Source organism: Enterococcus villorum (assembly GCF_007990225.1).
Classification (GTDB): Bacteria; Bacillota; Bacilli; order Lactobacillales; family Enterococcaceae; genus Enterococcus_B; species Enterococcus_B villorum.
In genome coordinates, this window is the sequence record NZ_BJWF01000001.1 from 1 (window position 1) to 13,737 (window position 13,737).

Consider the following 13,737-nt stretch of genomic DNA (forward strand, 5'->3'; position numbering starts at 1 on the left):
CGACAAAGCGGTACCGAAAAATTCCTATACGGTTACCTTAGATCCCGAGACAGAAATGGATACCTCTTCTGTAGGAACACGAACAGCCAAATTAGTCGTGAAAGTAGATCGTGCTTATGGCGCTTTTTCAACCACAACCGAAGCGACTTATCATGTGGTGGAAGAAGGTGCAGCAGGTGACAATGCCACTGGAGGGGATCAAGAAGGAAATGCCGACAATGATGGAGCTAATGCAGATGGCAGTGCAGACGGTAGCTTACCAAAAACCAATGAAACAAAAAATGCGACCTTTTCTATACTAGGTGCTTTCCTTGTCAGTGTCGCAGGAATGACGCTATTTTGGAAACGAAGAAAAACGAATGAAGAAAAAAAATAAGTCGTTTGTTCTTTTAGAATGAACTTGTTCGTCTCGTTAATTTCTAAAAAACACGCAATCTTAATGGATTGCGTGTTTTTTATTTTTTTATAGAGCAAAACCAATAGGATACACTAGACAACAATTAAATGGCATGTTTTCACTCATTTATTTCATTTTTTACTCTTTTTTAAAATTTATCCTCTTGCTAAGAAAATCGTTGAATATTTCACAAATATGATCAATTGCAGAAGCAAGGTGAAAAAGCTACTAGGCACATGATCAATAAAAAGAAATAGAAACAAAATCATTAAAAAAATGAACGAACGCCTTTTCTGTTTCAGAAAAGGCGTTCTAACGAATCAATATTATATTCTAAAGCTGTAAAACTATTACTAAAAATCCATTATTTCTCATTTAAACAATGTATTCCCTAACCACTAATACATCCTTGTAACCCTGAAGTTACGCCAGTGGGATTAAATTTCATCAAAATAAATGAAAGTGTCGCATAAAATACTTATCGTAATACATTAAGTATATCATAATTTATAAAAAAAATATATTTTCCAGCATAACAATTATCAAAAAATAAAAATAACTTTTTTATGTACTCCCAAAACTTCGTGAAATATGCTACAATCCCTTTAGAAAAAAAGGGGGGACAATTATCCATCGTTTAAAAATATTTTTAACAACTAGTTAGTGGTAAAAGAAATAACAAATTATTTAGTTAGCTAAATAAATGACGATAGATGAAGAATCAGTGGAACAATCATTTCAGAGTATAAAGGATTTCAAAGTATGTTAGTCGATATTTTTGAGTGTTTTTACTCTTGCCTATCCGGCAAAATAAGTTGTTAGGGGTATTAAATATGAGTTTAGAATTATTAATTATTATGCTAGTCCAAGTTGGTAGCATTACTTTAGGTGTCGGGTTTTTAGCGGATTTACTTCAAAGTAAAAGCTATTTGTTTTTTTGTTTAACAAGCACTTGTGTTTATTTGTTCTTGTATGATCACATCGACATCGTTGCCTCTATTCTTTTATGGAGTACGTTATGTTTGATTATTTATTTTATTAAAAATAATGGTCATATTGCCTTTTTTTATCCTTCACTTACCTTATTTATTTATATTTTTTCAGATAGCCTTTCGGATTACCTTTATAGCGTATTTGATTTGTCGTTAAGCATCTTTAGGCAATTTGCTTTTGGTGTTTGTTATTTTTGGATCATAACGTATTGTATAAAAAAGTTTCTTTTAAAAAGAATAGTTTATGAGGAAGAGCGCTTAAAAATTGCTTCTTATATTTTCGCTTTTACAACCGTTATTTATTTTTCCATCATTTGTGCAGATCGGTTTCCTATTTTAAAGAGACATATCGCCATAGCGAATGAATTATTTATGATCATTTATGGTGTTATGTCAACGTTAATCTTTATTACATTATTATGGATGAAGAAAAAGGAATTTGAAACTAGGGAACAACAAAAAGACTTGCAACACTTAATCGAACATAGTGAACAGATTGAAAAAAGTTATGCAGAATTATTGAAATTCAAGCACGACTATAAAAATATTTTGATTTCTCTGGAAGATTATATTCAGACCAATGACATGGAAGGCTTACAAACTTATTTTTATAAAAGTATAAAAGCAACAGAAACTATTTTTGATAAAAATAATCTTCACATGTCTTCGATATCAAACCTTAAAATCAAAGAGCTAAAAAGTATTATCCTAAGTAAATTATATATGGCAAGTCAAAAAGGGGTAGAAGTCAGGGTAATGATCCCAGAAATCGTTACTCACATTGACCTTCCTGCGATTACATTAGTACGTATGTTGGGGATTATATTGGATAACGCCATTGAAGAATCGGAATTGATCGTCGAGCCTAAAATAGATTTGATGATTTTGAAAAAAGAAAAGCATCATAGCATTATATTGATTAATCAATGCCGCCCTAATATGCCCAAATTACATGAAATCAAACAAATCAACTTCACGACTAAAAAAGGAAATCAAGGGTTAGGATTAACCAATTTAGATGAACTGGTACGTTCAAATAGAAATGTCTATTTAGAAACAGAAATAGCAGAGAAACAATTCACACAAATTATTACGGTTCAAGAAAAGAGGGAATAGTTATGTTAAAAATATTTGTTTGCGATGATGAATTTGTCTATCGAAATAGAATAACAAATATGGTAAAAAATTATCTTTTAATGAAAGATTATGACATTCGTTTTCAGTTGGCTACTGACGACCCGTTAGCTATTTTATCTTATATTTCAGAAAATAAAACTGAAGGAATTTATTTTTTGGATATTGATTTAAACTCCTCTTTAAATGGGATTGAATTAGGAGAAAAAATTAGAGAATACGATCCTGCAGCAAAAATTATTTTTGTGACATCCTATACTGATTTAGCATATTTAACTTTTATATATAAGGTCGAAGCACTAGATTATATCGTTAAAGATAACGTAGAAACTCTTCAAAAAAAGGTTACAGAATGTATCGATATTGCATTAAAACGGTACCTTAACACAGCGCAAGAAGTAAGACCACAGATTTTGGTGAAAAGTGGTCCGATCAATATCAAATTATATGTAGATGAAATCTTATATTTTGAATCCAGTCCAACACCTCATAAATTAATTATTCATTTAGACAATCGGATGATTGAATTTTTGGGGAAAATTAAAGAGGTAGAAGCAATCAATGATCATTTTTGTCGTTGCCATCAATCATTTGTTGTGAATTTATTAAACATTAAAGAAATCAATAAAAAAGAAAGAATCATCACCATGAAGAATGGCTCTAAATGCTTCATTTCAACCAGGCATTTAAAAAAAGTAGTAAAACATTTTGAAGAAATGGGAAAATGAGCATGTTATCACACCTGAATAATGCACTTTTGATTAAATAACGTGCACTTTTGAGAAAAACACCTACACTCCAAAAAAATAACTATAATATTGGTTAAAGGGAGCGATGCAAAATGTCAGAAGAATATACTTCTCTAGAAGAAAGAATCTCAAGAAGTATCAGTAAAAAATTTGGAATGAAACTGCAACTTTCTGAGCTTGATACAGCAAAAATGGAATATGGGTTATCTATTCTGTTGGTTGATGCATTTAAATTACTATTTATTTATGCAAGTGCATTCATACTTCATATTGTTCCAGAGGTTTTTATGACACATTTATCGTTTGTCATGCTTAGAAGAACAACGAAAAGTTACCATGCCAGCAATAGTACAATATGTACGGTACTAAGTATTTTTTTCCTTGTCTTTTTATCGTTTTTAGCCACCCATTTTGAACTAAATACTACACGAAGTGCTTTTGCAATTATCACATTCATACTTTGTGGCGTGTTGGGGATGAAAGGGCGAGCTATCACACAAAAACGAGTGAATTTTTTTTACAATGGAAAGATACGAATGGTTTGTGTAGGTTTCTTTCTAATGGGGATTGGCTTGATCCAACCGAGTGATCAAATCAGAACTTTGATATTTTTAGGCATGGCCGTTGCGACCTTTTTAATGTTTCTTCAAAAAAGAAAGGATGAAGTAAAATGATCAAAAAATTAAAAGGACAAAAATTTAACTTATTACAAATGATTGCTACAGTAGCGATTGCCGTAGCAACACAAGCACTAGCACTTCAAACTCCTTGTACTGTAGCAGTTTACGAACCAAAAGTACCTGAAGCATTAAAAAAAGAAATGAAATAAACCTCTTATAAAAAAATAAGGCTAAAGTCTGCGGACTTTAGCCTTATTTTTTACGATAATTTTGGAATAATAAAACAAAAATGAAAAAGAATAGTGATTCCCACAAGGTAGTGGTCCAACTAAATTCTTTAGAAATACCAAAAAATAAATTTCCCGCATTTGAAACAAGTAGATAAAGCAACGTAGTTACCGTTGCATAAAAGAATCTTTTTAGCAAGCGCCATCACCTCAGGTCTATTTTATAAGCCATTCTTTTTTTACCCAGCTTATTTTATTAAAAAGATTAAAAATCCTCTCTATAAGTATAAATCATTTCAGAAGGAATTGAAAAGGGATTCAATGTTTTGTTCTCAAAAATAAATGATATTTAAATTGAAAGGATAAATCGAAGCTTTTCAGAAAATTCTAATAGTAATAATGATATTTTTGTAATAATAACTGAGCATTATCTTTGCATTTTTTAATGTAGACTACTATCCTTTAAATATACCCAATAGAAAAAAGCGTAAAAATGCTATTGGTTGTAGTCGTTATTTATGAATGATCCATCAAGTAGAATAGAAGATAGTAAATGTTATAGAATTAATTGCATATGGTAGCGCTTTCTATAATTGTGTGGGTACATCATTCTAAATAGCAAAGGTCATTACGGTCATCAGAAGTAGGAGGTGGAAAATGAATAAAGGGTGGAAGATTATCGGTATTCTTGCAAGTTTATTCTTGCTGTCGGTGCTTTTAGGGGTTGCTATAATTAGCGCACCGTATATTATGCCGGAACAGTTGGAACGTTTTCGATTTTTTGTCATAACTAACTACTATATGCAACAATACCTATTTTGGACAGCTGTCGTATTTGCTATACTTGTGCTTATTTTGTTATTGGTTGTTCTTTTCTATCCAAAATCAAGAGGAACGTTTGTCTTAAAACAAAAAGACGGCAAACTAACTTTAGACAAAAAAGCCATTGAAGGTCTGGTTCGGTCACAGTTGCATGAAGAAGAGTTTGTCCGTTCACCAAAAGTACGTGTAAGATCAACAAAAAATAAAATTCACGTACATGTTAAGGGCGACTTAAAACGAACTTCTTCACTACTTGGCAAAACAAGTGCGTTGATGCGTGATGTTGAGCAACAAGTATCACGTGTACTTGGTACAGAACATCGGATTGCTGTTGCAGTTACTTACAGTGGGTATGAAGATCATGATACTACCGATTACAAGCATTCTCGAGTGGAATAGGAGGGCCTAATCATGAAAGAGTTATTTTCAGCATACAAGCTCCCTATTATCTTCGGGGGACTTGGATTATTACTAGCAATTCTATGGATAACAGTCGGATTTTTTAAAACATTACTGCTTTTAATTATGACTGCTATTGGGATAGGAATTGGTTTTTATCTGAAAGAAACAAAGATGTTAGACCATTATTTTAAATCTTAGGGGGAAATGAACATGGAAAACAAATCAATCAATCCTGTAAACACAACAACTGAACACAACCATATTGAAAGAGGCGAATTGACTTACGAAGACAAAGTCATTCAAAAGATTATTGGATATGCCTTGAAAGATGTGGATGGCTTATTAACTCTTGACGGAGGATTCTTCTCAAACATTGCTGAAAAATTAGTGAACACAGACAACGTCACTGCAGGCATCAACGCCGAAGTTGGGAAAAAACAAGTTGCTGTTGATTTAGACGTAGTCGTTGAATATGGCAAAGATATCGAAAATATCTATGACCAAATCAAAGAATTAATCAGCACTGAAGTAAATGAAATGACACATTTGGATGTTATTGAAGTAAATGTGAATGTAGTAGACATCAAAACTCAAGAAGAATATGAAAAAGATCAAGAAACTGTACAAGACAAAGTAACTGGTGCAGCTAAATCAACTGGTCAGTTTGCTTCAAAACAAACAGATAAAGCCAAAGCAGCAGTCAATAAAGGTACACAAAAAGTAAAAGAAAATAATGAACCACGTGTACAGTAAACAGTAAATAGAAAAGATAAAAAAACGTAGTAGAAAGAAATAGGAGGAATTTAAAATGGGATTTATTTGGTCATTAATCGTTGGTGGTATTATCGGAGCAATTGCAGGAGCTATTACAAATAAAGGTTCTTCAATGGGAATCATTGCAAATGTAATCGCTGGTTTAGTTGGTTCAGCAATTGGACAAGCTTTACTTGGTACATGGGGACCAGTCATTGGTGGTATGGCAATTGTTCCTTCATTAATTGGCGCAATTATTTTAGTCTTAATCGTATCATTCTTTGCTCGTAAATTATAAGAAACGACTAAGAGCCTCTCTGGTTGAAAAACCAATAGAGGAACTAAAAGAATTTTAGTTTAGTGATTATAATTGAATGCAAGAAAAAGATGGAGAAGCTGAGGCGATGATGCCTCAGCTTTTTTGTTATTGTCTTTAGACCTAGTTGAGCTCGCAAAGCGAGTGAAACATAAAACCACCTGCTATGCGGGTGGGGAATAAAGGGGTTCTACCAAAAAGCCCTTCAAGTCGTTAAAATATGATTGTTCAGGCCATATTGATAACGAAAGGAAGGGATAAGAAATGGCTACTAAAGCAAATAGTTTAGCCCATACAAAGTGGCTATGCAAATACCACATTGTATTCACACCAAAGTATAGAAGAAAAATCATTTATAATCAATATCGATCAAGTATTCAAGAGATTATCAAACGATTATGTAAATATAAAGGAGTAGAAATATTGGAAGGGCACATGATGCCAGATCACGTTCATCTATTATTGAGCATTCCACCTAAAATAAGTGTGTCCAGTTTTATGGGCTATCTAAAAGGAAAAAGTGCGTTAATGATTTTTGACAAACATGCGAATTTAAAATATAAATTTGGGAACCGACATTTTTGGGCAGAAGGGTATTATGTCAGTACAGTGGGATTGAATGAAGCGACCATAAGAAAATACATTCAAGAACAAGAAAAACATGATATAGCACTAGATAAATGGAGCGTTCGAGAATACGAAGACCCTTTCAAGGGTTAGAGAGTAATACAAATACCTTTTTAAAGGTGGGCAAAAGTGGCAAAGGCAATATGGCTTGAACATGAAATGAGAGAGCCAGCGTCTTTAGGCGCTGGCCGGTGTTAAGGGCTTATAGCCCTGGTGCAAACCACCCTTTTGAAGGGGGGGTTATGATTTTCATCGTAGTAATAAAGAGGAAGGCATAAAATTACTTTAGTAAAAAGCTTCATAATGGATGTTATTTATATCATGTGATTTTTTTCTCAAAAATTTTCTTGACTGATAGTGAACTCTCAATTGTACAATGGATACTGTAATAGTAACAACTAAGAATAAACCTTTTATTAGTTGATTTATTACAAAAGGAGAGAGAAGAGAATGAGTAAAAAAGCAGGAATTTTAGAAAAAATCAATGTGCCACAAGATGTGAAAAGATTAACGATGGATGAATTGACATTGTTAGCTGAGGAAATGCGTCAATTAATTTTGGAAAAAAATAGCGCAATCGGAGGTCATGTAGGGCCTAATCTTGGTGTGATCGAACTAACCATTGCTTTTCACTATGTGTTCGACTCACCTCAGGATAAAATCGTCTGGGATGTTTCCCACCAATCTTATGGACATAAATTATTGACAGGACGCAAACACGGATTTACTTCAGGTCATTATCATGAGATAAGTGGATATTCCAATCAACATGAAAGTGAGCATGACTTTTTTACGGTAGGGCATACCTCCACTTCAATCAGTTTAGCAGTTGGCCTTGCAAAAGCGCGTGATTTAAAGAAAGAAACGGGAAATATTCTCGCATTTATTGGGGATGGCTCTTTAAGTGGCGGTTTAGCCTTTGAAGGCTTGAACAACGGTGGAGCGTTACAATCAAATTTGATTGTTTTAGTCAATGACAATGAAATGTCAATTGATGAAAATCAAGGAAGTTTATATCAACATTTAGCAGAACTACGAAAAAGTAATGGTACAAGTAAGCATAATTTCTTCAAAGCGATGGGATTTGACTATCGTTATGTCGCAGATGGAAATGATTTGGCACAAGTGATTCGCACTTTTGAAGAAGTGAAAGACAGTGATCATCCTATCGTGCTACACGTTCATACTGAAAAAGGACGTGGTTATGAACCAGCAGTAAAAAACAAAATGAAGTATCATTGGCATGTTCCTTTTGATTTGTCGACTGGGGAGGTAAAAAAAGCAACGTCAGCAGAAAACTTCAATCAAATAATCATGAATTATTTAGATGAAAAAACAAAAAATAACGCTGACCCAATTGTAGCAATAAATGCAGCGATACCAGGCATGTTTGGTTTAAAAGAGTACCAAAAGAAACATCCTGATCATTATTTCGATGTTGGAATAGCCGAACAACATTCCATCACGTTCGCTTCTGCATTAGCTTCTCAAGGCGTACGTCCGGTTGTTTTTCATTCAAGTGTATTCTTACAACGTGCCTATGATCAATTGTCTCACGATCTAGCTATCAATGAAAATCCAGCAGTCCTTTTGATTGGTGGGGCAAGTATTTCTGCCAGTGACCGTACGCACCAAGGAACATTTGATATCCCATATCTTTCAAGTATCCCGAATATTAAGTACTTGGCGCCTGCAACCAAAGAAGATATGCTTTCAATGTTAGATTGGGCTTTATCACAAAAAGATAGTCCTGTGGCTATTCGTATACCTGCACATGGTGTATTTTCTGGAAAAGCTATTGCAAAAGATTACCATTTGCCACGTTATCAAGTGATCAATGAAGGTAGCAAAGTAGCTATTTTAGCTTTAGGTGGTTTTCTTGAGTTAGGAAAGAAAACGGTGAAAGAATTTGCCGATCAGAAGATTCAAGTCACACTAATCAATCCAGGAACAATTACAGAATTAGATACAAACACGTTAGAAAAGTTAAAAGAACAACATCAAGTCATTCTTACTTTAGAAGATGGCAGTTTATCAGGGGGATTTGGCGAAAAAATCAGTCGATACTATGGTAGTTCTTCCATGAAAGTCCTTAATTTTGGCGCTCAAAAAGAATTTACGGATAGTATTTCAACTCAAGAATTGTATAAACGTTATCACTTAACACCTCAACAAATCGTAGAGGATACGCAAGCCATTTTGAAGCACTAAAACCAGCTGAACAAGTTCGTTGAAAAGACGAATTTGTTCAGTTTTTTTATATTGATAGTTTTAGTTATTTATAATTTTTTTATGTAAATTAAAAAAGAATGATTCATTTTAACTACCACTCGAAAAAAACGTAAAAATTGCCTTTTCATAAAAGAGTAACATAAAATAGAAATATAGAAATTTTATACATCAATACCACGACAAAGGAGACGATCTTTTGATTCATTTAGCGGAAATATTTACACAAGAACGAATTGACTTTGAACTTTATCACCATCGACCAATTTATACCAATGAAGATGCTGTAGTTGTAAAAGAAGAACAGGGGTTTCATGGTACAGAAACAAAGAGTTTATATCTAAAAGATAAACAAAATAACCGCTATATTTTTTTAACTTTTACGACGAAAAGAAGTGATTTTAAAAAACTGAGCCAACTCGTCGGGCACAGAATTTCAGTGGTATCAGCCGAACAAATGGAGCAAGAGACAGGTCAAAAACCAGGAGCTGTTTCACCTTTTGGTTATGAAACCCAAGTTCCAGTGATTGTGGACGAAGAATTACTTTCACATGAAAAACTTGTTTTTGCTCCTGGTCGCCCTGACCAAACAATGGTAGTGAAAGTAGCAGATTTAGAAAAAATTAGCCAAATTTTAGGTCTAAAAATGTATTTGTTGCCTCAAGAAAAATAAGCAATAATTGAAGGTTTAGTGAAAGAAAAAAGTATGCCTTAGTTATTGTGTCGTACGCAATTGTTTTAAAATTTGGGAATAGCCTAATTCTTTGGCGTAATCTTCGGCTGTTTTTCCTTCATTGTCACGCAAATCTTTATTTGCTCCATACGCCAATAACTCGTGAACAATTTCTTGATAGACTTTTGAGCCATCTCTTAAGGCAACGGCTTCAATTAATGCCGTATAACCAAAATTATTTTGATGATCAATCTGAACACGACCATCAGCTAAAAGAAGTTTCACATTGGCTAAATGTCCTTTTTCTGCTGCTGGAATTAGTGCATTTCCGCCGAAGCGATTGACGATCGTTTGATCCGGTTCGCTTTTTTCGAGCATGTAATCAAGTATCTCGGTTTTTCCTTGGGCCGCTGCGTACAAATAAGGACTATCTTTTATCTCATCTTGCAAATTGATATCTGCCCCATGATCGATCAGAAGTTTCGCAATCTCAATCATATTATGGTGAACCGCCACTAATAAAGGCGATTCGCCTTTTTCATTTTGTTCATTGATGGATGTGGTTGACTGGTTTAATATTAGTTGCACTTGGTGTTTGTCTTTCGCTATAACGGCTTGCAATAAATGACTTGAATCAGTTGACATTGGTGGTCCCTCCTTCAATTTTTTGGTTGGTGATGGCATTGTGGGTCTTGCTGGTTCAGATTCTCTATGGGTGCTACTGGATGAAAGAGCTGTTTGTGGTGCTTCTTTGTTGGCGCAACCAACAAGTATTAAAAATATGCCCAACATCCACAAAACAAAATATCGCCTCATAAAAGCACCCCCTTTTTTTAGTTTATCTGAATCGGCAGGAAACAGCAAAAAGGTTACTTGATAAAAGATGAACTAAATCGCAAGTATTGTTAGGGGACAAGAAAAGACAAAAAAAAACACCATTTCAGTAAAGTTGATCGTTAAATGGGAAATAATAGCATACCTATTTTTAGTAATATTATAAAATCAGACTTGGAAAGTAGAAAAAAGTTTGGAGAATAGTCTGTCGAAATAAGCAAGAAAAAGGATAAGGTGAGGGGAAAAGACAGTTATTTCAGTAATTTAAAATGATAGGAGCAAATAAGGATAGAGAAGCTAGTCTATGTTAAAGTCAAGCTAACTTTAATTTATTCCGAAAAGTGAAAATGCTAAAACAAAATTAAATAAACCCTACAATTAGTTAGCAAAATAAGCTTGCCTTTCATACTTATAAAACTGTATAAATATATTAAAGAATAATTAATTTTGTTTTTTTATGAAAGAAATGATTGATTAAATAGTAAAAGAAGATTACTATTAATTTTGTAAAAAATAAAAATAGTAATAACCTTGTTAGGTGAGGCTCCTATACAAACACACGCTATTGCTCAGAAACGTCGAAAGACGCCAATGAGTCAAACAGGAATTGTCGGATTAAGGCTTTTTCAAATAGCTAAGAAACCTTCTTTACGTTGTATAGTGCTAAAACTCGGACGATGAGATGATGCTAGGTCAGAATTCTTGTTCGAAAAGGTTTCTGGCCTTTTCTTATGTTATTTAATCACTGATTCTATATAAACTGCTCGTGTTCACCTAACTTGTGTCATAGGAAGGAGATATGCGATGTGGAAAAATAGAAAGATCGACTGGTTGATTTTAGGCCCTTATTTGGCTTTATCAATTGTCGGTCTTTTAGAAATTTATAGTGCTAGTTCCTATCATTTATTAGTTGCAGGCAATGACCCGAAAAGTTTGTTTATTCGACAATTGTTCTTCATTATTCTTAGTTGGGGCATGATTGCATTAACGTATTCGATCAGGTTACAAGTGCTATTAAAACCTAAAATTATCAATTTTGGCTTAGGCTTATCAGTATTGTTGTTAGTTATGATGAAACTTGGAATTTTTGCTGTAACGATCAATGGGGCTCAACGCTGGGTCTCTATTGCAGGCATACAATTTCAACCTTCTGAAATTGCAACGATTTTTCTAATTTTATACCTCAGTCGATTTTTTAGAAATGGACAGACTGTTCCTCAAAATCTCCATATCCCACTGCTGGTGGTTGGAGGCATTGCGATGCTCGTACTATTTCAACCAAAAATTGCGGGAGCAATCATGATTTTAGCTATTGCAGGTGCTATTTTTTGGGCAGCTGCAGTATCGATTAAAAAAGGCCTGCTTATTATTGGATTAGCCATCTCTTTGTTGATACTGGCAGCGGATCTCGTCTTATTATTGGAAAAATATGATTTGCTTCCTTCATTTTTTGAACATGCTTACAGTCGAATCGCGATGGTTCATAATCCATTTTTAGATGAACATGGGGCAGGTTATCAGATGAGTAATTCTTATTATGCGTTGTATAATGGTGGTTTATTCGGTCGTGGAATGGGAAATAGCATTACCAAAAAAGGCTATTTACCTGAGTCAGAGACAGATTTTATTTTTTCTGTCATTGCTGAAGAGTTTGGATTAATTGGCGCATTGCTTGTCTTGTTTTTACTGTTTCTTTTGTGTCTTCGAATTTTTCAAAAAAGTACAAAACTTGAAAATCAACAAGCTACATTAATTTTAATCGGTGTCGGTACATGGGTACTTATTCAAACAAGCATCAATGTCGGCAGTATTTTAGGATTGATTCCGATGACAGGTGTACCCATGCCATTTATTAGTTACGGTGGTACAAGCTATTTGATCTTATCTTTTGCTATCGGGTTAGTCTTAAATATCTCTTCTCGACAAAAGAAGGTAAAAGAGCAACAGATAAATGAGGTAGCCCTCAAGCGTCCTGTATTACTAAAAAAGAATCATTGAAAATCTCCAAAATGAACAATCTTTATCAAAAAATTGTTATTTTTCAAGGAAGGAGTTCTTTTAGAACGAGGTAGCTAAAATGAGAACATTTCAAAAAGTAATTTTAGGTCTTTTAACGGTGGCTGTAGTCGTCATTGGTTATTTTTCTTTTGAATTCATTCAAGGGTATTCATCTGCTAATCAATCTTCTGCTGATGTGCAAAAAGTAGATGCCAAAGATGTTCCAAGTATTATTAATGTAGCTTTAATTGGTTCAGATGCTCGCTCAAATGATGAAAATGGTCGGTCTGATTCTTTGATGGTGGCGCAATACAACCAAAAAACTAAACAGGCAAAATTGATTTCGATCATGCGTGATTCCTATGTGGATATTCCTGGCTACGGACAAGACAAGATTAACGCTGCTTACTCTTATGGTGGGATTGATTTGTTGAATCAGACACTAAAAGAAAATTTTAAATTAGAAGCGCCGTATTATGCGAGTATTACTTTCCAAGATTTTATTGATTGTGTTGATGAATTATTTCCAGCTGGTGTGAAGATTGATGCAGAAAAGGATTTAGACCTTGACGGTGTTTACATCAAAAAAGGGGAGCAAACCATGGATGGAAATACCTTGTTGCAATATGCCCGCTTTAGAGAAGACGAAGAAGGTGATTTTGGTCGGATCAGAAGACAGCAACAAGTCATCAAATCGATCTCTAACCAACTAAAGGATGTCACTTCCATTCTTAAACTTCCTAAAGCAATTGGAAAACTTCTTGGTAGCATTAAAACGAATTTACCTGAGAGTATTTTGATTGATTGTGGTATGGATTTCTTAAAAGACGATAAAACAATCGATACATTATCTATACCAGTAGACGGTAGTTAGAACTTTAACGATTATACGCCTTCAGGTAGTGTTTTAGAATTAGATTTAACAAAAAATCAAGAAGCAATTAATCAATTTTTAGATAAGTAA

Annotated in this window: 14 protein-coding genes, 1 pseudogene and 1 riboswitch; of the genes and pseudogenes, 14 read left to right on the top strand and 1 reads right to left on the bottom strand. The window is 33.9% G+C overall.

The features are described 5' to 3' along the window. From EVI01_RS00005 to EVI01_RS00060, 12 genes are all read left to right on the top strand, one after another. On the top strand, positions 1–376 hold a 376-nt coding region (locus tag EVI01_RS00005; RefSeq protein ID WP_261766368.1), incomplete at its 5' end, for an LPXTG cell wall anchor domain-containing protein. An 854-nt stretch (positions 377–1,230) separates the two neighbouring features. Then, entirely contained in the window at positions 1,231–2,505 is a 1,275-nt protein-coding gene (locus tag EVI01_RS00010; RefSeq protein ID WP_010750902.1) for a GHKL domain-containing protein, read from the top strand. 2 nt (positions 2,506–2,507) lie between these two features. Next, positions 2,508–3,251 (top strand): LytR/AlgR family response regulator transcription factor, encoded by a 744-nt coding sequence (locus tag EVI01_RS00015; RefSeq protein ID WP_010750903.1) that lies wholly within the window; start codon positions 2,508–2,510, stop codon positions 3,249–3,251. Between the two features lie 113 nt (positions 3,252–3,364). Next, positions 3,365–3,946 (top strand): accessory gene regulator B family protein, encoded by a 582-nt coding sequence (locus EVI01_RS00020; RefSeq protein WP_010750904.1) that lies wholly within the window; start codon positions 3,365–3,367, stop codon positions 3,944–3,946. Continuing rightward, positions 3,943–4,101 carry a cyclic lactone autoinducer peptide gene (locus tag EVI01_RS00025; protein WP_010750905.1) on the top strand — a complete coding sequence of 53 codons (159 nt, stop codon included), beginning with the start codon at positions 3,943–3,945 and terminating at the stop codon, positions 4,099–4,101. The genes EVI01_RS00020 and EVI01_RS00025 overlap by 4 nt, the downstream gene beginning before the upstream one ends. Before the next feature lie 675 nt (positions 4,102–4,776). Continuing rightward, entirely contained in the window at positions 4,777–5,340 is a 564-nt protein-coding gene (amaP, locus tag EVI01_RS00030) for an alkaline shock response membrane anchor protein AmaP (protein ID WP_010750906.1), read from the top strand. Between the two features lie 12 nt (positions 5,341–5,352). Continuing rightward, positions 5,353–5,541, top strand: coding sequence for a DUF2273 domain-containing protein (locus EVI01_RS00035; protein ID WP_010750907.1), 189 nt, complete (start codon positions 5,353–5,355; stop codon positions 5,539–5,541). A 12-nt stretch (positions 5,542–5,553) separates the two neighbouring features. After that, complete coding sequence (locus EVI01_RS00040) at positions 5,554–6,096, top strand: Asp23/Gls24 family envelope stress response protein (RefSeq protein WP_010750908.1); 543 nt, start codon at positions 5,554–5,556, stop codon at positions 6,094–6,096. Positions 6,097–6,151: 55 nt separating this feature from the next. Further along, positions 6,152–6,394, top strand: coding sequence for a GlsB/YeaQ/YmgE family stress response membrane protein (locus tag EVI01_RS00045; protein WP_010735387.1), 243 nt, complete (start codon positions 6,152–6,154; stop codon positions 6,392–6,394). Positions 6,395–6,676: 282 nt separating this feature from the next. Further along, positions 6,677–7,132, top strand: a complete 456-nt coding sequence (gene tnpA / locus EVI01_RS00050; RefSeq protein WP_010750909.1) for an IS200/IS605 family transposase — start codon at positions 6,677–6,679, stop codon at positions 7,130–7,132. Between the two features lie 357 nt (positions 7,133–7,489). Beyond that, positions 7,490–9,250, top strand: coding sequence for a 1-deoxy-D-xylulose-5-phosphate synthase (locus tag EVI01_RS00055; protein ID WP_010750910.1), 1,761 nt, complete (start codon positions 7,490–7,492; stop codon positions 9,248–9,250). Positions 9,251–9,467: 217 nt separating this feature from the next. Next, on the top strand, positions 9,468–9,941 hold the full coding sequence (locus EVI01_RS00060) for a YbaK/EbsC family protein (RefSeq protein WP_010750911.1): 474 nt from the start codon (positions 9,468–9,470) through the stop codon (positions 9,939–9,941). Positions 9,942–9,983: 42 nt separating this feature from the next. On the opposite strand, the gene EVI01_RS00065 is transcribed toward EVI01_RS00060, so the two are convergent. Next, positions 9,984–10,757: an ankyrin repeat domain-containing protein gene (locus EVI01_RS00065; protein ID WP_025480636.1), complete on the bottom strand. Its 774-nt coding sequence runs from the start codon at positions 10,755–10,757 to the stop codon at positions 9,984–9,986. A 541-nt stretch (positions 10,758–11,298) separates the two neighbouring features. Continuing rightward, positions 11,299–11,464, top strand: a riboswitch (M-box (ykoK) riboswitch). A 115-nt stretch (positions 11,465–11,579) separates the two neighbouring features. On the opposite strand from EVI01_RS00065, the gene EVI01_RS00070 reads away from it, so the two are divergent. Both EVI01_RS00070 and EVI01_RS00075 read left to right on the top strand, forming a co-directional pair. Continuing rightward, positions 11,580–12,773: an FtsW/RodA/SpoVE family cell cycle protein gene (locus EVI01_RS00070; protein ID WP_010750913.1), complete on the top strand. Its 1,194-nt coding sequence runs from the start codon at positions 11,580–11,582 to the stop codon at positions 12,771–12,773. Between the two features lie 79 nt (positions 12,774–12,852). Further along, positions 12,853–13,737: pseudogene (locus EVI01_RS00075) on the top strand (LCP family protein).

What these genes read in the sequence shown, in the direction of transcription:
- EVI01_RS00045 (WP_010735387.1), top strand. Translation starts at nt 6,152, where the DNA reads ATGGGATTTATTTGGTCATTAATCGTTGGTGGTATTATCGGAGCAATT.
- EVI01_RS00010 (WP_010750902.1), top strand. Translation starts at nt 1,231, where the DNA reads ATGAGTTTAGAATTATTAATTATTATGCTAGTCCAAGTTGGTAGCATT.
- EVI01_RS00020 (WP_010750904.1), top strand. Translation starts at nt 3,365, where the DNA reads ATGTCAGAAGAATATACTTCTCTAGAAGAAAGAATCTCAAGAAGTATC.
- EVI01_RS00035 (WP_010750907.1), top strand. Translation starts at nt 5,353, where the DNA reads ATGAAAGAGTTATTTTCAGCATACAAGCTCCCTATTATCTTCGGGGGA.
- amaP (WP_010750906.1), top strand. Translation starts at nt 4,777, where the DNA reads ATGAATAAAGGGTGGAAGATTATCGGTATTCTTGCAAGTTTATTCTTG.
- EVI01_RS00055 (WP_010750910.1), top strand. Translation starts at nt 7,490, where the DNA reads ATGAGTAAAAAAGCAGGAATTTTAGAAAAAATCAATGTGCCACAAGAT.
- EVI01_RS00065 (WP_025480636.1), bottom strand. Translation starts at nt 10,757, where the DNA reads ATGAGGCGATATTTTGTTTTGTGGATGTTGGGCATATTTTTAATACTT.
- EVI01_RS00040 (WP_010750908.1), top strand. Translation starts at nt 5,554, where the DNA reads ATGGAAAACAAATCAATCAATCCTGTAAACACAACAACTGAACACAAC.
- EVI01_RS00025 (WP_010750905.1), top strand. Translation starts at nt 3,943, where the DNA reads ATGATCAAAAAATTAAAAGGACAAAAATTTAACTTATTACAAATGATT.
- tnpA (WP_010750909.1), top strand. Translation starts at nt 6,677, where the DNA reads ATGGCTACTAAAGCAAATAGTTTAGCCCATACAAAGTGGCTATGCAAA.
- EVI01_RS00070 (WP_010750913.1), top strand. Translation starts at nt 11,580, where the DNA reads ATGTGGAAAAATAGAAAGATCGACTGGTTGATTTTAGGCCCTTATTTG.
- EVI01_RS00015 (WP_010750903.1), top strand. Translation starts at nt 2,508, where the DNA reads ATGTTAAAAATATTTGTTTGCGATGATGAATTTGTCTATCGAAATAGA.